Source organism: Streptomyces sp. Je 1-369 (genome assembly GCF_026810505.1).
Classification (GTDB): Bacteria; Actinomycetota; Actinomycetes; order Streptomycetales; family Streptomycetaceae; genus Streptomyces.
Genome location: NZ_CP101750.1, coordinates 492,666 through 518,626 on the forward strand (window position 1 = coordinate 492,666; position 25,961 = coordinate 518,626).

Here is a 25,961-nt window from a genome sequence, read left to right on the forward strand (position 1 = left end):
GCTGGCCCGCGAGTGGCCCCACACACAACACCCGACCCAAGAACATCAGTTGAAGGGTTGACGGAGTCCCGACAATCAGTAAGGTCTAGGCCAATGAGTCGACCGAGGCGCCCGGTTGCCTCTTCCCCCTCATCCCCCCCACCCCCAGAGGGAGCAGAGATGCATGCGAAGCGGAAAGTGGCCGCGGTCCTCGGTGCGGCGTTCGCGCCCGTACTCGTCCTGACCACGGTCTCCCCGGCCGGAGCGCACGGCTACGTCAACGCGCCCCCGAGCCGGCAGGCGCAGTGCGCGGCCGGCACGGTGGCGTGCGGCGAGATCACCCATGAGCCGCAGAGCGTCGAGGGCCCCAAGGGGCAGACGACGTGCAGCGGAGGCAACGAGCGGTTCGCCGAGCTCGACGACGACAGCAAGGGCTGGCGGACCACCGACGTCGGCTCGTCCCAGGAGTTCAGCTGGAAGCTGACGGCCCGTCACAGCACCAGCACCTGGCAGTACTTCGTCGGCGGCAACAAGATCGCCGAGGTCGACGACGGCGGCGCCAAACCCGGCGAGACCGTCACGCACAAGGTCGACTTCGGTGGACTCACCGGCAAGCAGAAGGTTCTCGCCGTGTGGAACGTCGCGGACACCTCGAACGCGTTCTACGCCTGTATCGATGTGAACATCAAAGGCTGACGCGAACGTCAAAGGCTGACGCGAAGATCAAAGGCTGGCCCACAGCCGATGTGGGCGGCAAAGAACGCTCACCCGCCCTTGCCCGGACCTCGATCGGTCCGGACGGGGGCGGGCTTTTTTATTTCGCCCCGAAGGTTTGACGGCGCTTCCGCAGGACACCCGGAGTTCAGGAGCGGTTGATCATTGTGACTCCCTCCGATATTAATCATCCTGCGCTTCAGGTGTCGATCAAGGAGTCCTGAATGAACAACGAAATGTGGAGCTACGTTCCGACCGCCGGGCACGGTCCCGACAGCGACCTGACCGGTTACAAGGTCGAGGCGGCGGACGGCCATATCGGCAAGGTCGACAAGCACTCCGACGAGGTCGCCAACCAGTACATCGTCGTCGACACCGGTGTATGGATCTTCGGCAAGGAGGTCCTCCTCCCCGCCAGCACCGTGACGGCCATCGACAACGAGGAGCGGCGAATCCTGGTCTCGCTCACGAAGGAGCAGATCAAGAACGCTCCCGAGTTCGACAAGGAAAAGCACCTCGGCGACCCGGCCTACCGCGATCAGCTCGGCGGCTATTACGGCTCCGGTCACTGATCAGGCGTACACTTTAATCGTTCCGAGGGTTGGAGGATCCATGATCGCACTCGGTCTCATTCTGCTCGTCATCGGTCTGCTGACCGGTGTTTCCATCCTTTGGACCATCGGCGTCGCACTTCTTGTCATCGGTGCGGTTCTTTGGGTCCTCGGTGCTGTCGGACACTCGGTCGGCGGCCGAAAGCACTACTGGTAACCGGGCGCGGTAGATACGCAGCAGCGGGAAAAGGAACATGGGAAGGGGGCCCGGGCTGGTAGCCCGGGCCCCCTTCCCATGCTTTTTTATGAAGCAGTTTTTTTGCAGCTTACGTTCAGTGGTGACCGTGGGCCGTGTCCGAAGCACCGCCGAAGAGTCGTGCGACCGCACGGAACGGCAGAGTGACCACCGTGGCGATGGCTCCGCCAATGGCTCGGAGAACGTCTGCAATGGCCTTCAGCATGATCGGGCCTCCAAAGAGCGCTGGCTCAATAGCTGTCTTACGCTGTGCGGTCTCCGCACAGCCTTGCTCCCCTCGGTTGCCCCGCGAGGTCCGGGAAAAACAAACACCCGTGTGACTACGCAGAGCCCGGTGCGACTCCACACGGGCCGTGTGCCCCGCACCCCCACTACTCCCTCTGCATCCGACCGGAGGCGGACGGTCCAGGGGGTGGCCAGGATGACCCCCATGGGCAACAGCACGGCGCGCACGGACGACTCCACTCCGCATGGTGACGGCCTCGACGATTCCGCCCCGCACGGTGACGGCCTCGACGCAGTCACCACGCGCTGGGCCGCGCGCGACACCTCCTCGGCACACGGCCGCCTGCGCGACGCGTTGATCTCCTGGCGGACCTCACTCCCACCGTCCTTCACCGCCCCGCCCCCGGATCCGCCCGGCGAGCACGTACGGCTCGTCATCGCCCCCGCCGCCCCCGGTGCACCCGAGGACGCGCTGCTCCTCCACCTCAGCGCCGACGAGGTGGAACGGCTCATCGAACGGCTCGTGCGGGGTACACGGCTCCCGTAACACCCGGTAACCGCGGATTTCGAAGAAGAAAGGCAGACCCCGATGGCCCCAACGAAGGACGTCGTCGAACTGATCCTCCAGGACCACCGGACGATGGAGGACCTCTTCCGCAAGATGCGCAGCGTGGAGGCCGACCGGGCAGCCGCGCTGAGCGAGTTCGCCGACCTGCTCATCGCCCACGCCCTGGCCGAGGAGGCGGAGGTCTACCCGGCGCTCCGCCGGTTCAAGAACATCGACGACGAAGAGGTCGAGCACGGCGAGGAGGAGCACGAGGAGGGCAACAAGGCGCTGCTCGCCCTCCTGGAGGTCGAGGACGTCGGCTCGGACGAGTGGGACGAGAAGCTGGAGAAGCTCGTCGAGGCGGTCAACCACCACGCGGACGAAGAAGAGCGCACCATCCTCAACGGCGCCCGCGAGAACGTCGCCATGGAACGGCGCGAGGAGCTCGGCGCCGCCTTCCTCGCGGAGCGGAAGAAGCAGCTTGCGGCGGACTGCGGAAACGCCGACAACATCCGCCGCGTCCTGAAGAACTGACTCCGCCCTTCGCGGCATCCGGCACCGGCCCGATGCCCATGGCGCGCACAGCGACACCCCGCTGTGCCCGCCATGGGCATCGGGCCGTTCGTGTGGTTGTCACCGAAGTGCCAAGACTCCGGGCGGGGATGCGCACGCGCACGCGTAGTGGGTTGCAAGATCGTGCACTACGTTGCACGAGCTCCACCCACCCCCACGCCCTCTCCCCCGGAGGATCACCCTCATGCGTATGCCCAGACCGCAGCGCACAGTGGCGGCCCTCGCCGCCGTCACGGGAATCGCCGCCCTCGGCCTCGGCGCCGGACCGGCCGCCGCCGCACCCGCCACCAGTGACCCGCTGCGCTACGTCGCCCTCGGCGACAGCTACAGCGCCGGGTCGGGCGTGCTGCCCCTCGACCCCAAGGCCCCGCTCCTGTGCGCCCGCACCTCGCTGAACTACCCGCACCTGCTCGCCGCCTCCCTCGGCGCCCACCTCACCGACGTGACCTGCGGCGGCGCGCAGACCAAGCACTTCACCACGTCCCAGTACCCGGGCGTCGCCCCGCAGTTCGACGCGCTGAAGAGCGACACGGAGCTGGTGACGCTCACCATCGGCGGCAACGACAACAGCACCTTCATCAACGCGATCCTCGCCTGCGGCAGCGCGGGCATCCTCTCGGGCGGCAAGGGCAGCCCCTGCAAGGACCTCCACGGCGACAAGTTCAAGGACCAGATCGACGCGACGACCTACCCGGCGATCAAGAACTCGCTGAACCAGATCAGGGCGAAGTCACCGAAGGCGAAGGTCGCGATCCTCGGCTACCCGTGGATCACCCCCGCGAAGGCCGTACCGGGCTGCTTCGCCAAGATGCCCCTGGCCGACGGCGACGTGCCCTACCTGCGCGATCTCCAGGCGCACTTGAACGGCGCCGCGCAGCGGGCCGCGGCGGAGACCGGCACGGCGTACGTCGACATGGCCGCCGTGTCCGAGGCGCACGACGCGTGCCGGCCGGCGGGGCAGCGGTGGATCGAGCCGGTGCTCTTCGGCACGAACTTCGTTCCCGTGCACCCCAACGCCCTCGGCGAGGCCGGCATGGCGAAGCAGACGGCGGCGGCCCTGAAGCTGTCCTGACCTCTGCGATCATGGTCGGGTGAACGGGACAAAGTGGCGTACCAGCAAGAATCGCATCCTACGAGCCGGGACGGGCGGCACGCTGCTGCTCGCGCTGCTCGTCGGATGCTCGACCGCCGGATCCGGCACATCCGCCGGATCCGGCAAGGACGACGTGCGGCAGCCGCCCGTGAACGCGACCTTCGACTACCAGCTGGGCGGCCCGTACAAGCCGCCGTCGAAGGTCCGCGCCGTCTCACGCGACCGCACCGCCGACCCGGCCCCTGACCTCTACAACATCTGCTACGTCAACGCCTTCCAGGCCCAGCCCGGCAAGAAGGCGGCGCGCTGGTGGGAGCGCGAGCACGGCGATCTCGTCCTCCGCGACAAGAAGGGTCGGACGGTCGTCGACGAGGACTGGCAGGAGCCGCTCCTCGACATCTCCACCCCCAAGAAGCGCGAGGCGCTCGCCGAGATCGTCGGGGAGTGGATCGACGGCTGCGCGGAGGCGGGCTTCGACGCGGTGGAGCCCGACAACCTCGACTCCTACGAACGCTCCGACGGCCTGCTCACCACCGATGACGCGGCGGCCTTCGCCGAGCTCCTCGCCCGCCGCGCACACGACCAGGGCCTGGCCATCGCGCAGAAGAACACCACCGACCTGCTGGACCGGCGCGAGCGGATCGGCTTCGACTTCGCGGTGACCGAGGAGTGCGCCCACTACAAGGAGTGCCCCGACTTCACGTCCGCGTACGACGGGAAGGTCTTCGACATCGAGTACGTGACGAAGGACTTCGACGCCGCCTGCCGCACCTGGGGCAAGAAGCTGTCCGTCACCCTGCGCGACCGTGACGTCCGCCCGGCGGGCGAGGACGGATACGTGTACCGGCATTGCTGAGGAGCCGGGCCGGCGGTGAGAATGGCCCGAGTGCCGGGTGGTCATCCCGGCGAAGTGACGGAGGCGTTGCTCGTGGACACCGCGTACCAGCGGTGCGCCCGACCCTGCCCGCCCGATGCCGACCACTTCGCGCCGCCCACCGGCCGGCCCGCTCGGTCCGCGATGGGCGCTTCCCGCATGGGAGACCACCGTAGTGACCGAAGGCACCTCCTCCGGCCCGCCCTTGTCCGAAGCCCGTCCTCCTGTGCGGCTCACGCTCGTGTTGTCCGCGCACCACCTGCTCGTCTCCCTGGGCCTGTACACCGTGCTGCCGGTCCTGGCACTGGTGCTGAGCCGCACGGCGACCGGCGGGGTCGGGCATCCTGCTGATCAGCCGCCGCCTGTCGGGCAGGCGGTATCGGCCGACGATGATCGCGATCAACATCGCGGCCTCGGTGGGGCCCTTCCTGGCCATGGCCACCTATCACGGAGGCGACGCGCGACCGCTGTCACCTTTCTGTACGCCCAGCTCGCCTCTTCCCTGGTTCTGCTGTTCGCCGAGGAGATGGCGTCCGCGTCACTGCGGGCGGCACTGTTCGCCGCCCCCGCGGTGGGCATCGTGGTGTTGCAGTCCCCCGCCACCGCGGTGATGACGCGACTGATGCGCCGGGGCGTGCCGTCGTACGTCTTCGTGGGCGTGGCGGCGTGGGGCTTCGGCGGCGCGATGCTGGTGCTCGGTTCCGGCCTGGCCGCCGGGCCCGCCCTCGTCGTGGCCGTCGCCCTGTTCACGCTCGCCGAACCGTTCTTCCACGCCACCGTCAGTACCGCCTTCGCCGGGCTCGCGGTCGGGTCCCGCCTGGAGGTTTTCCACCTCCGGCAGATCTGCTGGACCGGCGGCGAGGCGCTGGGCGCGCTGTGCGGCGGGACGTTGTTCGTGCTGCTGCACCGTGCCGGTCACGGGCGCCTCTACTGGCTCGCTCTCGGCATCGGCTCGGTGATCACCGTCACGCCGCTCGTCCGTGACGGGTTCGCGGGGCAGCGCATAGCGTGCTGTATCCGGAGGACCCGCCCTTCGCGGAGCTCCCCCTCGATCTCGATCTCGACCTCGACCTGTACCACCACCGGAAGGAAAGCCGTGCCCACCCAGACACTGCAGATACCCACCGCGGACGGCCCGGCCGACGCCTTCGTCGCCTTTCCCGAGGGCGGCGAACGGCATCCCGGCGTGCTCATGTACCCGGACGCGTTCGGTCTGCGGCCGGAGCTGGAGAAGAAGGCCGTCGAGCTCGCCGGACACGGGTACCACGTGCTCGTCCCCAACCTCTACTACCGGCACGGCCCCGCGCCGGTGCTCGAACTCCCCGAGCACATCGGGGAGGAGGAGCGGCCCGCGGTCTTCGCCGAGGCGATGCCCCTGGTCAAGGCGCACACCACCGAGCGGATCCTGCGCGACGCGGAGGCCTACCTCACGTTCCTCACCGGGCGGCCCGAGGTCGGCGCGGGACCGGTCGCCGCCGTCGGCTACTGCCTGGGCGCCTCCCTGGCGATGCGCACCGCCACCGCCCACCCCGACCTGGTCGCCGCCGTCGCCGGATTCCACCCCGGCTTCCTGGTCACCGACGCGCCGGACAGCCCGCACCGCCTCGTCCACGACCTCACCGCCGAGGTCCACCTCGGCCTCGCCGAAGGAGACCTGACGCCCGAGGCGATCGACGAGCTCGGCAAGGCCTTCGACGCGGCCGGTGTCACCCACACCATCGAGACCTACGCGGGCACCGCCCACGGCTTCACGATGGCCGACACGGACGCCTTCGACGCCGCGGGTCTGCGACGCCACTGGGAACGGTTGCTGCCGCTGCTCGACCGCACTCTCAGGAAGGTCTGAGCCCCACCCGCCAGGGGGACATCAGACCTCGTCCGCCGCGGTCGCCGGTCTCGCCACCAGCGCCGCCAACTCCTCGGCCGTCCGCGGCCCTTCGCCCATGCCGGTCGGCAGGCCGTGGGCGCGCAGCAGTTCGCCGACCGCGATGCCCCACGGCAGGTGCAGCCCGGCCTGCGCGAGGAGGTCGCGGCGCCCCAGCATCTCCGCCGCCGGTCCTGTCCGTACGCCGGAGGGAGTGAGCAGCGCCGCGTCGTCGGCCCAGCGCAGGGCCAGGTCCACGTCGTGGGTCGCCATGACGACGGTCGTGCCCGCGTCCAGCAGTCCTTGCAGGGTGTCGAGGAGGCGCTCCTGGCCGTCGGGGTCGAGTCCGGCGGTCGGCTCGTCGAGGATGAGGACGCGGGGGCGCATCGCGACGGCTCCGGCGATCGCGGTCCGCTTCCGCTGCCCGTAGGAGAGCAGGTGGGTGGGCCGGTCGGCGAGCGGGGTGATGTCGAGGGCGGCGAGCGCCTCGGCCACCCGTGCCCGGACTTCCGGGTCGGGCAGGCCGAGGTTGAGCGGGCCGAACGACACGTCCTGCTCGACCGATGCGGCGAACAGCTGGTCGTCGGGGTCCTGGACGACCAGCTGCACGGTGGTGCGCAGCCGGGTCAGGCCCTTGCGGTCGTACGTGACCGGGGTCCCCGCGAGGGTCAGGCTCCCCTCGGCGGGGCGCAGTCCGCCGCTGAGCAGGCGCATGAGGGTGGTCTTGCCGCTGCCGTTGCGCCCGAGCAGGGCGAGCGCGCGCCCGTCGACGACGTCGAAGTCCAGGCCGCTGAGGACGGTGGGCCCGTCCTCGTACGCGTACGCCGCCGCGTGGAGGGCGACCACGGACGCGTGCGGTCCTGCGGGAGCGTCCGGCTCGCGAAGAGCCCTCGGCTCGCTCATGGGAGGAACCTTTCCAGTACGAGGGTGAGGGCCACCAGGCCCACGAGAAGTGCCGCGCCCGCGGCGATGAAGGGGCGCGAGACGCGGGCCTCGGGCACGAGTACGCGCAGGGTGCCGTCGTAGCCGCGCCCGGCGAGGCCTGCTTGCAAGCGGCTCGCCCGGTCGAAGGCGCGTACGAACGCGGTGGCGCCGAGACCGGCGAGGGAGCGCCAGGTGGCGGCGCGGGTGGTGTGGCCGAGGCGCGCGGCCTGCGCCTGCCGGATGCGGCTCATGGAGTCCAGGAGCAGGAAGCTCATCCGGTACGTGACGAGTGCCACGTCCACGACCGGCGCGGGCACGCCCGCCTTCACCAGGCGCGGGAGCAGGTCCGACATCGGGGTGGTGAAGGCGAAGAGCAGCACGCCGAGCGAGGCGGCTGAGGTCCGCAGGAGCAGTCCGCCGGCGCGCGCCGGACCGCCCTCCGCGAACGTCACGAACCCGTCGGGGCCGCCCACTTGGACGAGCAGGGTGAGGGCGCCGGTGACGCAGAAGCCGAGTGGCACGCGGTAGGCGCGCCACAGTTTGCGGGGCGGCACACCCGCGGGGCCGAGCAGCAGGACGAGCGCGGCGGCCAGGACCAGGGCGGCGCCCGGCCAGGGCGGCAGCGAGATGGCGAGGACGGTGAGGCCGAGTCCGAGCACGGCCTTGTCCACGGGGTGCCGGCGGCGCCAGCGACTGCTGTGCGCCGCCGCGTCGATGGGCAGCACGCCGGATCAGACCTGCTCGGTCTCGGCCCGGCTTCTGTCCGCGTCGGCCGGATCCCCGGCGGGCTCGGCCCGGCGCTCCGTGCGCGCCTGCTCCGCGCGTGCCTGCTCCGCGCCCTGCTCAATGCCCAGCTCCGCGCCCTGCTTGCGGCCCTTGCGGAGCCCGAAGTAGTAGGCGAGGACTCCCGCGCCGAGGGCCGCCTGGAGGGCGAAGAGCGCCGACTCGACCTCGCCGGACGGGGGCTCGTACAGCGGCGAGAACCACGGCTCGTAGTCCGGCTCGATCTCGGTGATCGCCGTCTCGGCCTGGGCGTCGGCCCCGGCGAACGGCTCCTCCTCGTCGTCGCCGAGCCCGAGCGCGATGGGCAGCACGGCGAGTGCGGCCACGATGAGGAGCAGCAGGGTGTTGATCTTCGCGTTACGGCTCATCAGGCGCTGGCCCCCGTCTGCGTCTCGGTCGACTTGGTCGTCTCGGTCGGCTGCTTGCGCTGCAAGAGCACGCCGAGGCGGGTGAGTTCGCCCTTGCTCGACTGCACGAGCAGCCGCATCACCAGGACGGTGAGCAGGCCCTCGCTGACCGCGAGCGGGATCTGCGTGACGGCGAAGATGCCGCCGAACTTGCCCAGGGCGCCCAGGAAGCCGCTGCTGGGGTCGGGGAACGCCAGGGCCAGCTGGACGCTGGTGACGCAGTACGTGGACAGGTCGGCGACGAACGCGCCGAAGAACACGGCGACCATGAGCGGCACGTCGTACCGCTTCAGGAGCCGGTAGACGGCGTAGCCCGCCCAGGGCCCGACGATCGCCATGGAGAAGACGTTGGCGCCCAGGGTGGTGAGCCCGCCGTGGGCGAGCAGCAGCGCCTGGAAGAGCAGGGTGATGGTTCCGAGCACCGTCATGATCGGCGGGCGGAACAGGATCGCCCCGAGCCCGGTCCCCGTCGGGTGCGAGCAACTGCCCGTCACGGAGGGGATCTTCAGGGCGGAAAGGACAAAGGTGAAGGCCCCGGAGGCGCCGAGGAGCAGCGTGCTCTCCGGGTGTTCCTTGACTTCACGGGTCAGGGAGCGGACTCCGTGGACGACGAACGGCGCGGACGCTACGCCCCAGGCGATCGCGTGCGCCGGTGGGAGGAAACCCTCGGCTATGTGCATGGCTCGGCAGACCCTCTCCAGCACCTCGTGGATGGACAACGCGCCTTGGCCGGTCTCCTGGCTGACGGGTCGTACCGACCGGACTCCGCCTTCCCGGGTACGTGCGTACCCAGTGGCTGCCGCGAGGGCTGGAGCCGGACTTCCCGATCACAGTGGCGAGGGCCGCACCGGCATCACACCGGATTTCCCGTTCACCAAGGCGTGGTGACATTAGTGCGCATCAGACGTGCTGACAACTTGCGGGCGGGTCGCGGCGGTGGCACGCGCGAGCGCGCATACCACCGCGTACGCCCCTGTTCAGCGGCTGTGACGGGCCGGAGGAAGTGCCGGTGTACGCGTCCGGGGCGCCATTCGGTGCGGCGCCACGCGGTTCGGCCCCCGGAAAGAGTGACGGGGTGTCGGTGGATGGCCCAGGCGTGATTGGGCGTACCGGCGCGGGAGGTACGTGTGCGGCTGCCGCCCCGCCACGAATGGAGACGCCTTGAAGGCAGCATCGAGAGTCCGGGCCGACCGTCGCACTCGCATCGGCGCGACAGTGCTCGCGCTGGCCGCCACGGCCTCGCTCACCGTGGGAGCCCCCTCGTACGCGAGCGCCCACTCCCCCGAGGACACCCCGGCCCCTCGGACCACCTCGCCCTTCACCGGGCAGTCGGCACCGCAGAACCCGGTGCTCGCCGTGAAGTTCGACAACGCGCGCCACGCCCGGCCACACACCGGTCTCGACCGGGCGGACCTCGTCTACGTGGAGAAGGTCGAGGGCGGCATGAGCCGCCTGATGGGCGTGTACTCCAGCAAACTTCCGAAGGCCGTCGGACCGGTGCGCAGTGCCCGCGAGTCGGACATCGAGCTCCTGCGCCAGTTCGGGCGTCCTGCCCTCGCGTACTCCGGGGTGCGCAGCGCCCTGCAGAAGGTGCTGCGGAACTCGCCGCTGCACGCACGCTCGCAGGGCCGGGTGCCCGGCGCGTACTTCCGGCACGGCGGGCGGCCCGCCCCGCACAACCTCTTCGTCCACCCCGAGGCCCTGCTGCGTTCGGCTCCGCGGGCCGACCGCCCGGCCGACGTCGGCTTCCGCTTCGGCCCGGCTCCGGCGGGCGGCGCGCGCACCGCCGCGCGGACCGTCAGGTACGCCGCCGCGAGCCACACCTTCCGCTGGTCGCGGCGGCAGGGCCGCTGGCTCGCGTCCTTCGACGGCGCCCCGGCCCGCGGCACGTCGGGGCGGCAGCTCGGCGCCCGCACCATCGTGATCCAGTACGTGAACATGCGTCCGTCGCGCTTCAAGGACGTCAACGGCGCGGCGACGCCGTACATCGAGACGGTCGGCCGCGGCAGGGCGACGGTGCTGCGCGACGGCAAGCGGTACGCGACGCGCTGGCAGCGTCCCACGGCCGACGGCGGCACCACGTTCACCCGGCCGAACGGCGAGCCGATGCCCTTCGCGCCCGGCCAGGTCTGGATGGTCTACGCGGACCGCCGCTGAGCCCCTCCGCCACAACCTCCGGGAACGACCGAGCGGGCCGGTCGGGGCACTCCCCCACGTGTGGGGTGTCCCGGCCGGCCCGCTCAGCGGGTGCCGCGGTGTGTCAGCGGCCCACAGGGGCCAGCTCCCGGTCCGTCTCGGCGTCGGGCGTCCCGGTGTCGCCGAGGTTCCTGTGGAGCTTCTCGCCCTCCACGTCCACGTTCGGCAGCACCTTGTCCAGCCAGCGCGGCAGCCACCAGGCGGACTTGCCGAGCAGCGCGAGGACGGCGGGCACGATCGCCATGCGGACCACGAAGGCGTCGAAGAGGACGGCGATGGCGAGACCGAAGCCCATCATCTTGATCATGTCGTCGTTCTCCATGATGAAGCCGGAGAAGACGCTGATCATGATGATCGCGGCCGCGGCCACGACCCGTCCGCCGTGGGTGAAGCCGGTCACGACCGACTCGCCGGGGCGCGCCCCGTGGACGTACGCCTCGCGCATCCGGGTCACGAGGAAGACCTCGTAGTCCATCGCCAGGCCGAAGACCACACCGATCATGAAGATCGGCATCATGCTCATGATCGGGCCCGGCTGGTCGACGCCCACGATGTCGGCGAGCCAGCCCCACTGGAAGACCGCGACCACGGCGCCGAGCGCGGCTGCCACCGAGAGCAGGAAGCCGAGCGCCGCCTTGAGCGGGACCAGAACGGAGCGGAACACCAGCATCAGGAGCAGGAAGGCGAGTCCGACGACCAGGCCGAGGTAGGGCAGGAGCGCGTCGTCGAGCGTCTGCGAGAAGTCGATGGTCATCGCGGTCTGGCCGGTGACCAGGATCTCGGAGCCGGTGTCGGCGCCGATGCCGTCGGCGGTCGAGCGGATCGACTTGACCAGTTCCTCGGTCTCGTGGTCGCTCGGGCCCGTCTTGGGGATGACGTTCAGGATCGCGGTGTCGCCGGCCTTGTTGGCCTGGGCGGGCGTCACGGCGACGACGCCGTCGATCTTGGCGATGGAGTCACCGACGGTCTTGGCCGCGCCGGCGACGTCGGCGTCCTTGCTGACCGTGATCATCAGCGGGCCGTTGAACCCGGCGCCGAAGGACTGGGACAGCATGTCGTACGCCTTGCGCTGCGTCGTGTCCGGCGCCGACGTGCCCTCGTCGGGCAGACCGAGCTCCAGGCTTGCGGCCGGTACTGCCACGGCGCCGAGGCCGACGACGGCGACCAGGAGCACGGAGAGCGGGTGGCGCAGGACGAAGCGCGCCCAGCGGGTGCCGAGCTTCGGCTTGGCGTTCGGGTCGGACAGTTCGCTCGCGGACTTCTTGCGGTCCTTGCGGCGCAGCACCTTGCGGCCCGCGAAGCCGAGCAGCGCGGGGATCATGGTGAGCGCGATGAGGACGGCGATGACGACGGTGGCCGCGGCGGCCAGACCCATCTTGGTGAGGATCGGGATGTTGACGATCGCGAGGCCCGACAGGGCGACGACCACGGTGAGGCCGGCGAAGACGACGGCGGATCCCGCGGTTCCGGTGGCCCGGCCCGCGGCTTCCTCCGGTTCGCGGCCCTCGGCTATCTCCGCTCGGTAGCGGGAGACGATGAAGAGGGCGTAGTCGATGCCGACGGCGAGGCCGATCATCATCGCGAGCGTGGAGGTCGTGGCGGAGAGGTCGAGGGTGCTGCCGAGTGCCGCGATGCCGGAGATGCCGATGCCGACACCGATGATCGCGGTGAGGAGCGGCATGCCCGCGGCGACCAGCGAGCCGAAGGTCAGGATGAGGACGACCGCGGAGATGGCGATGCCGATGAGTTCGGCGCTGCCGCCCATCTCCTGCTCGGCCATGACGGCGTCGCCGCCGGTCTCGACCGTGAAGCCCGCGTCGCGGGTCTCGTCGGTCGCCTCGGTCAGCGCGTCCCTGGCCTCGTCGGTGAGTTCGGTGGCGGTGACCTTGTAGGTGACCGAGGCGTAGGCGGTGGTGCCGTCCTTGCTGACGGCGTCGGCCTCGTAGGGGTCGTCGACGCTCGACACCTGCGGGCCCTTGCCTATGGTGTCGACGAGGCGGTCGACCTGGCTCTTCTGCTGCCCCTCGGTGAGCTTCTCGCCCTTGGGGGCGCGGATGACGACGCGGGCGCTCGCTCCGTCGGCGCTGGCGTCGGGGAAGTGCTCCTCGAGGCGGTCGAAGGCCTTCTGCGACTCCGTTCCCGGCATGGAGAAGGAGTCTTCGGGCGGGGCGGGAGCCGCCGAGGAGGCGAAGATGGCCCCCGCCAGGGCCACGACCCACAGCAGCGCCACGTAACGGCGCCGCCGGAAGGCGAGGCGGCCTAGTTTGTACAGGAACGTAGCCACGGCGAAGGGGACTCCCGTCGGGTTCGGCAGGCACGGACAACCCTCTGCCGGTGCGATCGCCGCACGTCAGGGGGTCCAGCAGGATTTCCCCTCAATCTTCACCGCCCTTTGAGGTCAACAAGTCCGCCTGCGAGCCGGACTATCGGCCCACGGTCGCTGTACTGCGTCGCGCGAAGTGTCATCCCCTGGGAGGAGAGCGGATCTCCCTTTCTAGGCCACAGGGTGCAGTCACGTGTCAACGGTTTCTTCATCATTGGCGCGGAACATTCGACTCCCCTTACGCCGCGCCGCAGCTCGCCCCCTATACCTGCACCACGCACGCATATGCGCCGCGAGGCGACGGATACAGCCGTTGGCCGGATTTCGCCGTTGTCGCACGCCGGGACCCGCGCCGCTTCACCGTTTGAGTGCCGCCGCGCCGTCGGCCGCCTGCTCGCCCGCCCTGGCGCGGGCCACCGCGGCGCGCGCCCCCTCCCCCAGTTCGTCGGCCAGGCGGGCCTGGGCCAGCCAGTTGTACGGGCAGACCGGGCGCAGGTTGATGCGCTCGCTCAGGAGGGTGCGGGACAGCTCGTGGCGGCCGGCGCGCAGGGCGGCCTCCAGCAGGGTCTTGTGCACGGCGTCGCGCTGGGCATGACTTCCGCCGTACTCCCCCAGGCGGTGCCGTACGGGGAGCAGGAGTTCCACGGCCCGGTCGTAGTGGTGTTCTCCGTAGGCGATCAGTGCGCGGCACACGGGCAGCCCGATGTCCGCGGTCATGGCGTGGTTGGACACGCCGGAGCCGCTGCACGCGACATACCGCTCGCGCGCGCGGACCAGGCGTTCGGCGTCGGCGGTGCGGCCCGCGCCGACGTACGCCATGACCGCGTGCGCGTCGTTGAAGGCGTAGTACGGGCCGTCGTGGCGGGCGGCCCAGGCGTCGGCGAGCGGCCCCCACCGGCCCCCCGCGTCCTGCCCGGCCAGCCGCAGCCGCCACAGGAGGGCGGCCGCGTCCAGGAGCTCCATCGCCGCACCCGTCGACTCCGCGTGGTGCAGTGCGGCGTCGTAGATCTCCAGGACGCGCGGGATGTCGCCCGCCTCCAGGGCGTAGAGGCAGTAGTGCCACCAGTTGTGCACGTTCAGGTAGTTGCCGGTCGCCCAGTCCGCGGTGCGGGCGTCGAGGTAGCGGATGCCGTCGGCGAACCGGCCCTGCATCTCGTAGGTGTGCACCACGGCGTGGATGCCCCACACGTCGTGCGGTCGGCGCTCGACGGCGGCGAGGCCGATCTCCCGCGCCTGCTCGTAGTGGCACGACTCCTCGAGACCGAAGGCGTACATGCCGAGGACGGGGCCGTACTGCGGGTCCGACGCGTCCCAGGCGGACAGGGCGCCGCCGATGCGGTCGCGCAGGCGCGCGGCGTTGCCGGTGAAGAAGTCGATCTGGTGGCCGACGGCCAGGGCGAGCACGTCGCGCGGATACTCCACGGAGAGCTCGCCGAGCACCCGGCCCGCCTGGTGGAGGTCGCCCCGGAGCCAGGAGGTGGCGGCGGCGACGTGCATGCGCTCGCGCGGTGTCATCTCGCCCCGGTGCACGTGTTCCTTGAAGCGCTCGAACGCGTTGCGGGCGTCGGCGGCCTCCTTCTCCTCCGTGCCGAGGAGGCCCAAATGGGCGGCGAGTACGTGGCCCATGACCGAGCGGGGCGCGGTGGCGAGCAGCTGCCGGGACGCGTCGGCCACGTCGGCGCGGAAGAACAGCAGGTGTTCCAGCGCCTGTTCGTAGAGGGCGGCGGCCTCGGTGCCGGTGCGGGACATCGGGTGGCCGTGCCGGTCGCCTGCCATGGTCGGCTCCTGTGCCATGGTCGGCTCCTTCCGCGGGGAGACGCCGTGCGGTCCGGTGAGCGGTCCGCCGGGTGAGGGGGCACCAATCCTGCCCGCCGCGAGGGCACTTGACGCCCCGCCGCCGACGCGGAACCCGTCACGGGGCGCTCTGGAGGCACTCTGGCATCACCGCTTCGGGCGGCCTACCTTTGCAGCGGTTGACGCACCACTCGAACGGCTTGTCACGCACTTGTCCCTTTCTTCCCGGCAAGAGGCACGAGGTGAGCCATGTTCCTCCGTCACAGACGCACCGGACGCCCCGTACGCGCATCCGCCACCACCCGTCCGCGCCGCCACCCCGCCCGACGTGCCACTGTCCTGGTCGCCGTCCTCGCGGCCATGGCGACGGCCGCGGTGGGCACGGCCCGTGCGACGCCCGACGAGACCGATCCCGTCGCCCGCGACCGGCCGTCCCTCGCACGGCCCATCGACCCGCAGAACTGGCGCAATCCCGACGACATGACCTGGAGCGAGTACCGCTCCGTGCCCGGCACCGACTGGGCGAACCCCGGCATCGAGCCCACCGACCGCACGTTCAAGGGCGCCCTCGTCCTCCTCGACTATCCCGACGAGGAGTTCACCGTCGGCAAGCCCGCGGGCTCGACGGTCTTCGGCAACCCGCAGACCACCGCGTCCGACGTCCCGCGCTCCCGTCTCCCGCGGTTCTACGAGGACTTCCTCAACAAACCCGGCGCGCTCAACCGCGGCCACACCATCAATGAGTACTGGATGGAGGACTCCGGCGGCCGCGTCGGCGTCGACCTGAAGGCCTTCGGCGTGTACCGCATGCCGTTCAAGTCGTTCCAGTACGGCATCGAGCCCGGCATGAACCCGGGCGCCTGCCCCACCGACAGCACGTGCGGCAAGGACATCCGCGCCAACGGCAAGGCGGCCTGGACCGCCCAGGTCGGCGAGGCCGAGGCGGCCAAGTACGACTTCGTCTTCTATCTCACCGCGGGGCAGGACGAGTCCTCCACCTGGCAGGAGTTCGGCCAGATGAAGTTCGGCTCGCAGGGGCAGGTACCGGGCACGTGGGGCCCGCCGTCCCCCATCCTCTCCGGCAGCAACGCCGCCACGACCCGCTACGTGCCGTGGACGTCCTGGCAGGCCGCGGCCCGCATCTGGCCGAACGCCGTCACCGGCTCGTCCACGCAGGCCGAGAGCTCGGGCATGGGGGTGTACGCCCACGAGCTCAGCCACATATTGGGCATAGGCGACAACTACAACAACCCCTATGGCAAGCCTTTGAGCCGCGCCTACACCGGCATCTGGAGCATGCTCTCGCGCGGCTCGTTCAACGGCCCCGGCGGCCCGCACACCCGCTGGAAGATCCCGGCCACCGAGGGCGGCTCGATGGGCTCCCAGCACATCCTGCGCGACAAGCTGAAGCTCGGCATCGTCGACGAGAAGAACGTGCTGCGCCTGGACCGCGACGCGCTCGACGAGTCCGGTGTGGTCGTCGCCAAGGTCACCGCCCGGTCCGCGCCGCCCGGCGCGCGGGGGTTGTCCGGCGTCAACATCGCCATGTCCCGCGACCTCTCCCCCGTCTGCGACCGCGCCACCGACCCGCTGTGCGACGGCGGCGGCTACGAGAACTACACGGTCGAGGTCGTGGACCGGATGGGCATGGACTCCTTCACCCCGGACAACGGCGTACTCATCACCAAGACCAAGAACCAGGACCGCGCCCCCTTCGCCTGGGTGATCGACGCCCACCCGGAGGACATCGACATGGTGGACTTCACGCGCCCCGACGGAACCGAGCAGAAGATCACGATGGGTGACTACCGCCAGCTCAGCGACGCGCTCTTCCACGCCGGAACGGACTCCGGCAGCTCCTACGAGTACGTCGACCGCGCCAACCGCCTGCACTTCTACGTCACCGACATCCGCCGCAGCCGCTCGGGCGTGCTGTCGTACACCATCGCCGTCAAGTCGCTGGACGGTGCGGGCCCGCAGCGCCGCGGGACCGCACTGCACCGCGGCGAGGCGTCGGGCAACCCCGTGAAGAGCCGCGCGACCTGCACCTTCCCGCTGACCAACACCGGCCGCGCGTCGGCAGAACCGCCGGGCGAGCACCCCGAGAACGCCGCCCGCTACCTCGACTCCGACGTCTACCGGCTCTCCGCCGAGGCCTCGGGCCGCGGCTGGTCCGCCTGGCTGCCCAGCAAGCTGGCCACGGCGAGGGCGGGCGCCACGGTCGACGTGGACGTCGCCGTGTCCGCGAAGGCGAACGCCCACCCAAAGGGCCGCCTCACCCTCACCGCCCGCTCGGTGAGCGACCCGCACAAGGCCGCCACGGCCACCTGCGCCGTCGCAAAGAAGGGCGGCGCGCAGCAGGGCGGCCGCTGACGGAAACCCTCGCGAGTTCTTCCGCCGTCAGCCCGCGGGCCGCAAGGGGCGGAAGGACTCGCGCAGGTCGGTCCAGACACGCTCGGCGAGGCGCTGCCGGTCGCTCCGAAGTCCTAGGGCCTGTGTCGGAAGTCCCGTCGTCCGCCCGGAGGGCGGGCCCCGCGGCGTCCGGTACGTGCGATCGCAAGGCGGAGGGTCGCCCCGATACTGGTTGTATCGGGGTGCCCCGACAACGCCGCGAGGGCGCGTGCCGGGCGTCGCGGGGCAGGCGGGACTTCCGACACAGGCCCTAGGACCCACGGAGGGCACCGCCTCCCTCCGGGGCCCGTGGCCCGGGCACCGCGTCCCGCACCACACTGGTGCCATGGACACCGAACAGATCGACGCCTACCTGCGGCACATCGGCGCCGAACGCCCCGCCGCCCCCACCTCGCGGGCCCTCCACGACCTGCATCTGGCGCATCTGCGCAGCGTTCCCTTCGAGAACCTCTCGATCCACCTGGGCCAGGACATCGAGCTCACCGACAAGGCCCTGGTCAGCAAGGTCGTGGACGCCCACAGAGGCGGCTTCTGCTACGAGCTCAACGGCGCCTTCGCCGCGCTCCTGAAGGCCCTCGGCTTCGACGTCGCGCTGTTGCAGGCCCGGGTGTACGACGACACCGGGGAGCTCGGCATCCCCTTCGACCACCTCGCCCTGCGCGTGCTCACGGAGGACGGCGGCGACTGGCTCGCGGACGTCGGTTTCGGCGCCCACAGCGAGCTGCCGCTCGCCTACGCGGACCGCGGCGAGCAGGCCGACCCGGCAGGCACGTTCCGCATCGCGGAGACTCCGGACGGCGACCTCGACGTCGTCAAGGACGGCAAGCGGCAGTACCTGGTGGACCCGCGTCCGCGCGCGCTGGCCGACTTCAAGGCCGGTGCCTGGTACCACCGCACGTCGCCCGACTCGCACTTCACGCGCTCCCTGGTCTGCTCCCGCCTCATCGACGCCGGCCGCGTCACGCTGAGCGGGCGCACCCTGAAGACCACCGCGGGCGGCGAGCGCGAAACCCTCGAACTGACCACGGAGGCGGAGGTGCTCGCCGCGTACGAGCGGCACTTCGGCATCACGCTGGAGCGGGAGCCGCACGTACGGGGAGGCGAGTGACCGGTTCACCGTGGGGCGATGAGTTCCGGGCGGTGCGACGGTCCACACAGGCAGAGCCGAAAGGCGGACAGGACCGCCGCGTACGCGACAGGAGAGCACCATGCCCACGATCACGCCAAGCCTCTGGTTCGACCTTCAGGGCGAGGAGGCGGCCAACTTCTACGTGTCGGTCTTCCCCAACTCCGGGATCAAGAGCGTCTCGTACTACGGCGAAGGCGCCCCGCGCCCCGCGGGCACCGTCCTGACCGTGGAGTTCGTCCTGGACGGCCGGCCCTACACGGCGCTCAACGGCGGGCCCGACTTCACGTTCAACGAGGCCGTCTCCTTCCAGATCCTCTGCGCCGACCAGGCCGAGGTCGACCACTACTGGACCAAGCTCTCCGAGGGCGGCGAGGAAGGCCCCTGCGGGTGGCTGAAGGACAAGTACGGCCTGTCCTGGCAGGTCGTCCCCACGGTGCTCAACGAGCTCCTCACCGACCCGGACGCCGAGCGGGCCCGGCGCGCCATGCAGGCGATGCTCGGCATGAAGAAGCTGGACGTGGCGGCGTTGCGGGCGGCGGCCGACGGCTAGCCGACTACCGCTTCCGTGCCACGACCAGGCGCCAGTGCGGACTGCCGTCCGGGCGTCGTCCGAACTCCTCCAGGGGAAGGAGGCTGACGTCGAAGCCCGCGTCCGTGAGGTCCTCGCGCACCCCGCCGAGCGGGAAGGTCCGGTAGTACATGACGAACGGCGGACGCCACAGGAGGTTCCGTGCGCGCATCACGCCGTCGAAGCCGAGCAGGGCCCAGTACCAGGGCGACGCGAAGGGCTGCGGGGCGCCGATCGGGAACGCGAAGAGGCCGCCGGGGCGCAGCGCCCGGTGGACACCGGTGAACAGGGCGGGGCGTTCGGTGGGCAGGAAGTGGCCGAACGCGCCGAAGCTGACGGCCAGGTCGAAGCCGCCGTCGAAGGGTCCGGAGGTCGGGAGGGCGCGCGCGTCCGCCCGTAGCCAGTCGACCTCGGGCCCGCCCGGTCCGCCCGCGTCCCTCGGCACCGCTTCCGCCGCGGCGGCCAGCATGCCCGCGCTGAAGTCCACCCCGGTGACGCGCTCCCGGCACAGCGGCAGCAGCGCGTCGACGCCCGCACCGGTTCCGCAGCACACGTCGAGGGCCGCGTCGAAGGGTCCGAGCGGGCGCAGCGCGTCGGTCGTCGCCGCCAGGAATCGGCCAGGCGTACGGAAGGGTGTGCGGTCGAACTTGGGGGCGAGCAGGTCGTACCCGTGCTCGGTGGACGACAACGCCTGAACGGCGAGCTCGCGCAGCGTGGGACCCTCGGAGGAGAACATCGTCTCCAGGGTAGTCAGCGGGGCGGTGGGACGGGTCCGCGGTGGGGTGCTGCCGTGGCCGGATACCGCCACGAGGTCTATCCGGGGTGGTGAAGGGTCCGGTAGGAGTGCACGTCTGCCCCAGACCCTTTCCTCGCTCCCGGAGGTGCCCCATGGCCACAGACCGGCACAGGACGAGCAACGCATCGGGCAAGACCCGGTTCGACGACATCTACGACCAGCCGGACCCGCGCGCGTACTTCCGGACGCTGGCGCCCTTCGAGTACGAGATCCCGCAGCACGCCCAAGAGGTGTTCCGCCGCACCCGCGATCTGCGTGCCCGAGCGGTCGGCGACGAGGGCCCGGTGACCGTCGTCGACCTGTGCTGCTCGTACGGCATCAACGCGGCGCTGCTCAACCACGACGTGACGCTCGCCGACCTGTACGCGCACTACACCAGCGACGAGGCCGCCGCGCTCACGCCGCCGGAGATGATCGAGCGCGACAAGGAGTTCTACGCCTCGCGGCGGCGCGCCGACGCCACCCCGGTCATCGGTCTGGACATGGCGGCGAACGCGACGCGCTACGCCCTGGACGCGGGCCTGCTCGACGAGGCGTATGCCGAGAACCTGGAGCGGCATCCGCCCAGCGCCGGGCTGCGTCGCGCGATGGCCCGCACCGGTCTGATCACGGTCACCGGAGGCATCGGCTACATCTCGCACCACACCTTCGACGCGCTGCTCGACTGTGCACGGCTGCCGGTCTGGGTCAGCGCGTTCGTGTTGCGCACGGTGCCTTACGGGCGGATCACCGAGTCGCTGACGGCGCACGAACTCGACACCGTGACCGACACCTCGCGGACCTACACGCAGCGGCTCTTCACCAGCCCGGACGAGCAGCGCGACGCCATGCGGCAGGTGGTTCTGGCGGGTGAGGATCCGGAGGGGTACGAGTCGGAGGGCCGCTACCACACGCGGCTGCACGAGTCGCGGCCGCGCACGGCCTGAGCGCCGGTCGGCGCGGGGCGGGCCCGCAGTGCGGGGGAGGGCCCGCCCGGTGGTCTCAGAGCGTCAGGGCGTAGCTGATTCCCGGCCGCCCGTCGAGGCGGATGTCCCCGGCCGGCACGAAACCCGCCCGGGTGAGCACGGTCTGTGAGGCCGGGTTGTCGAGCGTCGTCGCGGCGCGCAGCGCGGTCAGGCCGTACGCGGTGCGTGCCAGGCCGCACACTTGCCGGACGGCCCGGGTGGCCAGGCCCTGGCCCGCGGCCTTCTCCGCGATCCGGTAGCCGAGCTCGGCGCCGCCGTCCGCCACGTCGATGAGGTTGACCCGCCCGAGGATCTCGCCGCCGTCGTCCACCAGGACGTGGAAGAGGCAGGCACCCGTGGCCTGCTCGGCGAGCCGGGCGCGGCACACCGCGTCGAAGTCGTGGAAGAAGGCGTCCCCGCGGTCGGGGACGGAGGCCGCGAAGTAGGCGCGGTTGGTCTCCTCGAAGGCGCGCAGCGCGGGCACGTGGTCGGCGCGGAGGAGCTGCAGGTCGGGGAGTGTGGCGGGGGCAGGCATGGGAGAACTGTAATGAGCTCGGGTGAGCGCGCCCGGGTCAGCCCGCGTCCTGCGGTCGCGCGTGCTCGTACAACGCCACCAGCACGCCGTGCACCGGCTCCCCCTCCGCGTCCTCCTCGGCTTCGTCGACCAACCGGGCCAGGGTCTCGCCGAGTTCGCGTGCCTTGTCGGGGCTGAGGCGCACGTGGCGCAGGGACAGCGTCGTCCGCTCGGACCTGCCGAGCTCCTGGGCCACGGCTCCGAGCATCGCCGCCGTCCCCTCGGCCCGCGGTTCGGCGACGGCCATGCGCTCGGCCACCCGCTGGTAGTACTGCTCGGTGCCGCCCCTGACCTTGCGGGTCTCGGCGACATGGACGAGTCCCGCGGTGCGCAGCACCTTCAGATGGTGGGCCACGTTGCCCTTGCCCGTGCTCAGCTGCGCAGCCAACTGGCTGATGGTGGCCGGGTGGTGGCCGAGCAGGAAGAGCAGGCGCTGCCGCATGGGGTGCGCCAGTGCGGCGTGCTGCTCCGGTGACTCGATCGCGAGGACGTGGTGCGGTGGGGACTGCTGTTGCTGCTCGGACATACGCCAAGTGTCCAATCTTCTTGACGCTTTGGGAAGAGTACTGCTCTACTCCCCTGCCATGACCACCACCGCACAGCACGTCACCGCCGCCCCCGTCATCGAGGCGACCACCCAACTCCTTCTGGACCGCTACGTGTTCCCCGAGACCGCGGAACAGCTCGCCGCCCTGCTCGGACGCCGTCTCGCCGAGGGCGTGTACGACGTCGAGGACGCCGCCGACCTGGCCCGTCTGGTCACCGCGGACCTTCAGTCCCTCAACGGCGACCTTCATCTGCGCCTCAAGCACCACGCCGAGCCGGTTCCTCCGGAGCAGGGTGCGGCCACCCTGGCGAGAGTGCGCGAGGGGTTCGACTCCTCACTGGGCGGCGCACCCCGCGTGGAGCTGCTCGACGGCCGCGTCGCACTGCTCGAACTGGCGCCGATGCTGTTCCCGCTGTCGTGGTCCGCCGAGCCGCTGGGGGCCGCGCTCACCCTGGTCGCACCCGCGGACGCCCTCATCCTCGATCTGCGCGCCAACACCGGCGGGGACCCGGACACGGTCGCCTTCGTCTGCGGCCATCTGCTGGACGGGCGGACCCACCTGAACTCCATGTACTGGCGCGACGGGGACCGCCTCGAACAGTCCTGGAGTCCGGCGCACGTGCCGGGCGCCCGCTTCGGGGGCAGCAAGCCGGTCTACGTACTGACGAGCGCGCGCACCTTCTCCGCCGCCGAGGAACTCACGTACGACTTGCAGCAGTTGGGCCGAGCCGTCGTGGTCGGCGAGACAACCGGCGGCGGGGCGCACCCGCGTGACGGCTGGACCGTGCATCCGCACCTGGAGGCGACCATTCCGGTGGGCCGGGCCGTCAATCCCGTGTCGGGCACCAACTGGGAGGGCACGGGCGTACGTCCCGACGTGCCCTGCGCCGCCGAGGACGCCCTCGACCGGGCGCACGCACTGGCCAGGGCGAGGCTCGCCGCCGACACGGCGGACGAGCCCTGCCCCGCGACGGCCAACCCGGCGCAACAGCGGCCGAGTTGACCGTCGTACGCGCTACGGCGCGTCGCGGACCGTGCCCATGGCCACCGGGCCCGGCTGCGGCTGCCACTCCGTGTCGTAGACGAACAGCTGGGCCTTGAGGGACTCCTCCGGCTCGCTCAGCTCGTCCTTGAGGGTGGGGATGCTGACTTCGGCGGTCCTCTCGCCGGCGGGGACGCTCACGAACAGGCCCATCTCCTGCCCCAGTTTCGACAGTGCCCTCTCCGGGCGGGGCTCCGTGCCGAGCTCGTTCCGCAGCCACTCGGGGTCGACGTCCAGAGTGGTCAGTTCCGGGCCGCCGCCGTCGACGGGTTGGAAGGAGAGGGTGGCCATCATGTCCACATCGACCGGCTCCGACAGGGTCATCCGCCAGGTCAGGGCCTGGCCCTCGGTGACCCGGTCGGCGACGGGTTCGAGGGTGACCTTCGGCGCCGGGTCGTCGTTCAGCGCCATCACGCCGCCGCGGTACGAGCCGACGACCGCGCCGCGCACCGCCTTGACCAGCGTGTCGTGCTCGATGTCGTAGTTGTAGCGGGTGTCGCCGCGGACCTCGACGGGCACGTCGACGCGGTCACCCGGACGTACCGTCAGCGTCCGGTGTGCGACCGCGCCCGTCTCGACGTCGGGGACGAAGAGCCGGACCTTGCCGCTGCCCTTTCCGGAGACCGTGACGGGCACGCGGTAGGTGCGCACTCCGGAGTCGCCCTCCTTGACCTTCAGGCGGCCGACGTCGACACGCGGCAGCTCCGCCGCCTTCACCGTCGGCGTACCCGGGCGCCAGCCCCAGGCGTCCATCAGCCACGCCTTGCCCGAGCGGGTGCGCGGCGTGAGTTCCACGGTCTTCACCTGCTTGAGGTCCAGCTTCTCCCGGACCGTGGACGACAGGGGTACGCGGACTTCGCGGCCCCAGTAGGAGGCCGTGCGGTCGCTGCCCGGCAGTCCGTCGACGCCGACCCGGCCGAGCTCGGCCCGGTGGCCCGACGCGTCGACGAGCGAGACGTCGAAGCGGGTGCCGGTCGTGTTCGGCGGCACGATCACCCGCAGCGCCAGGTTCTTGGCGCCCGCCAGGGAGACCGGGCGCGCCGGGCTCACCCGCACCGGGGCCCCGGCTCTCGTCCAGCGCATCGCCACCGCGTCACGGCCGGGTTCCGGGGCGAACTCCCAGGACGCGAAGTGCGGCGACGCTCCGGATGTGGCGGGCGGCAGACAGGCTTTGGCGTCGTCGGGGGCCACTTGGGCGCAGATCCGCCCGCCCTCGACCTTGGTGGAGGCGCCGGGCATCAGGGCCTGCGTGCGGTGCGCGCCCACCGCGTGGGTCAGCACCCGCGCGGGGTCCGCCGAGGGAGCACGTCGGCCGGAGCCGTCCAGGAGCGGGCGCACCCGGTCGTCGCCCGCGACGAACAGCCGGGCCGCCGCGGCTATGTAGGTGGCACCGGCGGTCTGCTGCCGCGGCGCCGACAGGCGGGTCCTCGTGCCCTTCGAACAGACCGGGTCGGGGGTGTCGGACGGGAAGTCGTCCACGGAGGGAGCCTTCGACTGGCCCGGAGTCCACTCGCTGTTGAAGAAGTTGTGGTTGGCGCCGACCATGTACACCGCGCTGTGCAGGGCGGTGCCGCGGCTGACGCCGCGCGTCCCGTCGACGTAGAGCTCGCCCTGGAGGTCGGACACGTCTCCGTCGCAGCCCGGCAGGATCGTCGCGGACGGCACGTCGGGGGCGGGGTTCTGGCTGAACAGGGTGGGGCCTATGAGGACGTTGCCGCGTATCTTCCAGCGCCCAGGACCGCGTTGGCCGTCCTGGGCGGCGGGCGGGCGGTAGAGGCTGTCCAGGGCCGCGCGGTCGACGCCCTCGCCGCCTCGTGAGTGTCCGACGAGGAGGACGCGGGACAGGTCGGCGGGGGCGACGGCGCGCACCGCGTCCGGGGCGGCGGACCGCTTGCCCGCCCAGTCGGCCCAGCGGGCGAGGTGCAGGCGCACGAGCGACGAGCGGGCCTGCGCGCCACCGTCCTCGGCGAGGTGGTCCTGGCCGTTGATGCCGTTGGCGGCGATGGAGACCGTGACGTACCCCTGGGAGGCCAGGAGTTTCTGGGCGCGCTGATAGCCCTGGTGGCTCGGCACCGGCTTCAGACCGGACGCGCAGGGCCAGTTCATCGCCTCTTCGCCGTCGGGCCCGAAGCAGGTGTAGTGGCGGCCGTGCAGGAAGAGAGCCAGCGGACGCTTGCCGGGCGCGTCGGCGGGGCCGACCACCTTGGCCTTCATCTCCACCGGCTCCGGGAATCCGGGCAGCCGCACCGACTTGAGCGTGTACGAGCCGGTGACGGTGCGGTAGCGGCCCGGCACGCCGGGATCTACGGGGTTGGCGGGCAGGGATGCTTCGGGGCGGACGGCCGGACCGGGCCGGGGGCCGCGCGACTCCGCGCCGGATGCCGCCCCGTCCAGGCGGCGTCCGGCCGCCAGCACCTTCAACTGACGCGCGGGGCCGATGCGCGCGCCGCGCAGCGGCAGCCGGAACGAACGTCCGTCGCGCGCCGCCACGGGCCTGCCGAGAAGCCGGTCCCCGGAGTAGAACTCGACCCGCGCGTCACCCATCGGCACGGGGTCGGGCGAGGCCCACACGAGCTCCTTCCCGTCGCCCTTGCCGGTCAGCCGCCAGCCGTCGGGCAGCCCCGTGCCGCCGCTGCTGTCGCTTCGCTCGCTCGACGCGGCCGACGCGGGCGCCGGGGGCGGACCCGTCGGCGGGGATTCGGCGGCCGACCCGGCGTGGGCCACGCCCGGCGACACCGCCGCGAGCGCGAGGACCGCTAAAACCGCGGTCGCCCCTTTCAGCACACGTCTCAACGTGATTCTCCTTGCCGTCAAGCACATCGGGGCACGCCCATGTGTACTGGCCG

The 25,961-nt window shown here is 71.2% G+C and carries 25 protein-coding genes and 1 riboswitch; of the genes, 14 read left to right on the forward strand and 11 right to left on the reverse strand.

The genetic code is table 11. The features are described from left to right. The first annotated feature begins 159 nt into the window (after window positions 1-159). The 3 genes from NOO62_RS02235 (at window position 160) to NOO62_RS02245 (ending at window position 1,461) form a co-directional block, all read left to right on the forward strand. Entirely contained in the window at window positions 160-675 is a 516-nt protein-coding gene (locus NOO62_RS02235; protein WP_268769185.1) for a lytic polysaccharide monooxygenase auxiliary activity family 9 protein, read from the forward strand. Between the two features lie 242 nt (window positions 676-917). Then, window positions 918-1,265, forward strand: coding sequence for a PRC-barrel domain-containing protein (locus NOO62_RS02240; protein ID WP_042820572.1), 348 nt, complete (start codon window positions 918-920; stop codon window positions 1,263-1,265). A 40-nt stretch (window positions 1,266-1,305) separates the two neighbouring features. Continuing rightward, window positions 1,306-1,461, forward strand: coding sequence for a DUF6131 family protein (locus NOO62_RS02245; RefSeq protein WP_165284346.1), 156 nt, complete (start codon window positions 1,306-1,308; stop codon window positions 1,459-1,461). A gap of 115 nt (window positions 1,462-1,576) precedes the next feature. Here the strand turns inward: NOO62_RS02245 and NOO62_RS02250 are convergent, their stop codons facing one another. Next, window positions 1,577-1,705 carry an LPFR motif small protein gene (locus NOO62_RS02250; protein ID WP_263398772.1) on the reverse strand — a complete coding sequence of 43 codons (129 nt, stop codon included), beginning with the start codon at window positions 1,703-1,705 and terminating at the stop codon, window positions 1,577-1,579. A 225-nt stretch (window positions 1,706-1,930) separates the two neighbouring features. Between NOO62_RS02250 and NOO62_RS02255 the strand changes: the two genes are divergently transcribed. The 5 genes from NOO62_RS02255 (at window position 1,931) to NOO62_RS02275 (ending at window position 6,658) form a co-directional block, all read left to right on the forward strand. Continuing rightward, window positions 1,931-2,272 carry a hypothetical protein gene (locus tag NOO62_RS02255; RefSeq protein WP_268769186.1) on the forward strand — a complete coding sequence of 114 codons (342 nt, stop codon included), beginning with the start codon at window positions 1,931-1,933 and terminating at the stop codon, window positions 2,270-2,272. A gap of 42 nt (window positions 2,273-2,314) precedes the next feature. Beyond that, on the forward strand, window positions 2,315-2,806 hold the full coding sequence (locus NOO62_RS02260) for a hemerythrin domain-containing protein (RefSeq protein WP_268769187.1): 492 nt from the start codon (window positions 2,315-2,317) through the stop codon (window positions 2,804-2,806). Between the two features lie 229 nt (window positions 2,807-3,035). Beyond that, window positions 3,036-3,917, forward strand: coding sequence for an SGNH/GDSL hydrolase family protein (locus tag NOO62_RS02265; RefSeq protein WP_268769188.1), 882 nt, complete (start codon window positions 3,036-3,038; stop codon window positions 3,915-3,917). A 19-nt stretch (window positions 3,918-3,936) separates the two neighbouring features. Next, window positions 3,937-4,794, forward strand: a complete 858-nt coding sequence (locus NOO62_RS02270; protein WP_268769189.1) for an endo alpha-1,4 polygalactosaminidase — start codon at window positions 3,937-3,939, stop codon at window positions 4,792-4,794. Between the two features lie 1,114 nt (window positions 4,795-5,908). Further along, window positions 5,909-6,658, forward strand: a complete 750-nt coding sequence (locus NOO62_RS02275; protein ID WP_268775442.1) for a dienelactone hydrolase family protein — start codon at window positions 5,909-5,911, stop codon at window positions 6,656-6,658. 21 nt (window positions 6,659-6,679) lie between these two features. Here the strand turns inward: NOO62_RS02275 and NOO62_RS02280 are convergent, their stop codons facing one another. From NOO62_RS02280 to NOO62_RS02295, 4 genes are read right to left on the reverse strand one after another with little or no spacing between them, the layout of a single operon-like run. Continuing rightward, complete coding sequence (locus tag NOO62_RS02280) at window positions 6,680-7,579, reverse strand: energy-coupling factor ABC transporter ATP-binding protein (RefSeq protein ID WP_268769190.1); 900 nt, start codon at window positions 7,577-7,579, stop codon at window positions 6,680-6,682. After that, complete coding sequence (gene cbiQ / locus NOO62_RS02285) at window positions 7,576-8,325, reverse strand: cobalt ECF transporter T component CbiQ (RefSeq protein ID WP_268769191.1); 750 nt, start codon at window positions 8,323-8,325, stop codon at window positions 7,576-7,578. The genes NOO62_RS02280 and cbiQ overlap by 4 nt, the downstream gene beginning before the upstream one ends. Before the next feature lie 6 nt (window positions 8,326-8,331). Next, complete coding sequence (locus NOO62_RS02290; RefSeq protein ID WP_268769192.1) at window positions 8,332-8,751, reverse strand: energy-coupling factor ABC transporter substrate-binding protein; 420 nt, start codon at window positions 8,749-8,751, stop codon at window positions 8,332-8,334. Beyond that, window positions 8,751-9,470: an energy-coupling factor ABC transporter permease gene (locus tag NOO62_RS02295; protein ID WP_268775443.1), complete on the reverse strand. Its 720-nt coding sequence runs from the start codon at window positions 9,468-9,470 to the stop codon at window positions 8,751-8,753. The genes NOO62_RS02290 and NOO62_RS02295 overlap by 1 nt, the downstream gene beginning before the upstream one ends. A gap of 29 nt (window positions 9,471-9,499) precedes the next feature. Then, window positions 9,500-9,684, reverse strand: a riboswitch (cobalamin riboswitch). Window positions 9,685-9,951: 267 nt separating this feature from the next. Between NOO62_RS02295 and NOO62_RS02300 the strand changes: the two genes are divergently transcribed. Beyond that, window positions 9,952-10,947 (forward strand): DUF3048 domain-containing protein, encoded by a 996-nt coding sequence (locus NOO62_RS02300; RefSeq protein WP_268769193.1) that lies wholly within the window; start codon window positions 9,952-9,954, stop codon window positions 10,945-10,947. A 103-nt stretch (window positions 10,948-11,050) separates the two neighbouring features. Here the strand turns inward: NOO62_RS02300 and NOO62_RS02305 are convergent, their stop codons facing one another. Together NOO62_RS02305 and NOO62_RS02310 are read right to left on the reverse strand one after the other, a co-directional pair. Then, window positions 11,051-13,270 carry an MMPL family transporter gene (locus NOO62_RS02305; protein ID WP_268769194.1) on the reverse strand — a complete coding sequence of 740 codons (2,220 nt, stop codon included), beginning with the start codon at window positions 13,268-13,270 and terminating at the stop codon, window positions 11,051-11,053. A gap of 396 nt (window positions 13,271-13,666) precedes the next feature. Continuing rightward, complete coding sequence (locus NOO62_RS02310) at window positions 13,667-15,103, reverse strand: tetratricopeptide repeat protein (RefSeq protein WP_268769195.1); 1,437 nt, start codon at window positions 15,101-15,103, stop codon at window positions 13,667-13,669. A 249-nt stretch (window positions 15,104-15,352) separates the two neighbouring features. Here NOO62_RS02310 and NOO62_RS02315 point away from each other — a divergent pair, with 249 nt between their 5' ends. The 3 genes from NOO62_RS02315 (at window position 15,353) to NOO62_RS02325 (ending at window position 19,194) form a co-directional block, all read left to right on the forward strand. Next, complete coding sequence (locus tag NOO62_RS02315) at window positions 15,353-17,476, forward strand: M6 family metalloprotease domain-containing protein (protein WP_268769196.1); 2,124 nt, start codon at window positions 15,353-15,355, stop codon at window positions 17,474-17,476. Between the two features lie 364 nt (window positions 17,477-17,840). Beyond that, window positions 17,841-18,623, forward strand: a complete 783-nt coding sequence (locus tag NOO62_RS02320; RefSeq protein ID WP_268769197.1) for an arylamine N-acetyltransferase family protein — start codon at window positions 17,841-17,843, stop codon at window positions 18,621-18,623. 100 nt (window positions 18,624-18,723) lie between these two features. Next, window positions 18,724-19,194, forward strand: coding sequence for a VOC family protein (locus tag NOO62_RS02325; RefSeq protein ID WP_268769198.1), 471 nt, complete (start codon window positions 18,724-18,726; stop codon window positions 19,192-19,194). 4 nt (window positions 19,195-19,198) lie between these two features. Here the strand turns inward: NOO62_RS02325 and NOO62_RS02330 are convergent, their stop codons facing one another. Then, on the reverse strand, window positions 19,199-19,948 hold the full coding sequence (locus NOO62_RS02330; protein WP_268769199.1) for a class I SAM-dependent methyltransferase: 750 nt from the start codon (window positions 19,946-19,948) through the stop codon (window positions 19,199-19,201). A gap of 152 nt (window positions 19,949-20,100) precedes the next feature. Here NOO62_RS02330 and NOO62_RS02335 point away from each other — a divergent pair, with 152 nt between their 5' ends. Then, window positions 20,101-20,934, forward strand: a complete 834-nt coding sequence (locus NOO62_RS02335; RefSeq protein ID WP_268769200.1) for a hypothetical protein — start codon at window positions 20,101-20,103, stop codon at window positions 20,932-20,934. Window positions 20,935-20,989: 55 nt separating this feature from the next. Here the strand turns inward: NOO62_RS02335 and NOO62_RS02340 are convergent, their stop codons facing one another. After that, window positions 20,990-21,487, reverse strand: coding sequence for a GNAT family N-acetyltransferase (locus tag NOO62_RS02340; RefSeq protein ID WP_268769201.1), 498 nt, complete (start codon window positions 21,485-21,487; stop codon window positions 20,990-20,992). Between the two features lie 37 nt (window positions 21,488-21,524). Further along, a complete protein-coding gene (locus NOO62_RS02345) occupies window positions 21,525-22,052 on the reverse strand; it encodes an ArsR/SmtB family transcription factor (protein WP_268769202.1) in 528 nt (175 codons plus the stop codon). Window positions 22,053-22,110: 58 nt separating this feature from the next. On the opposite strand from NOO62_RS02345, the gene NOO62_RS02350 reads away from it, so the two are divergent. Further along, a complete protein-coding gene (locus NOO62_RS02350) occupies window positions 22,111-23,076 on the forward strand; it encodes a S41 family peptidase (RefSeq protein ID WP_268769203.1) in 966 nt (321 codons plus the stop codon). A gap of 12 nt (window positions 23,077-23,088) precedes the next feature. Here NOO62_RS02350 and NOO62_RS02355 read toward each other — a convergent pair whose 3' ends face one another. Continuing rightward, entirely contained in the window at window positions 23,089-25,935 is a 2,847-nt protein-coding gene (locus NOO62_RS02355; RefSeq protein WP_414930756.1) for a hypothetical protein, read from the reverse strand. Window positions 25,936-25,961: the final 26 nt, after the last annotated feature.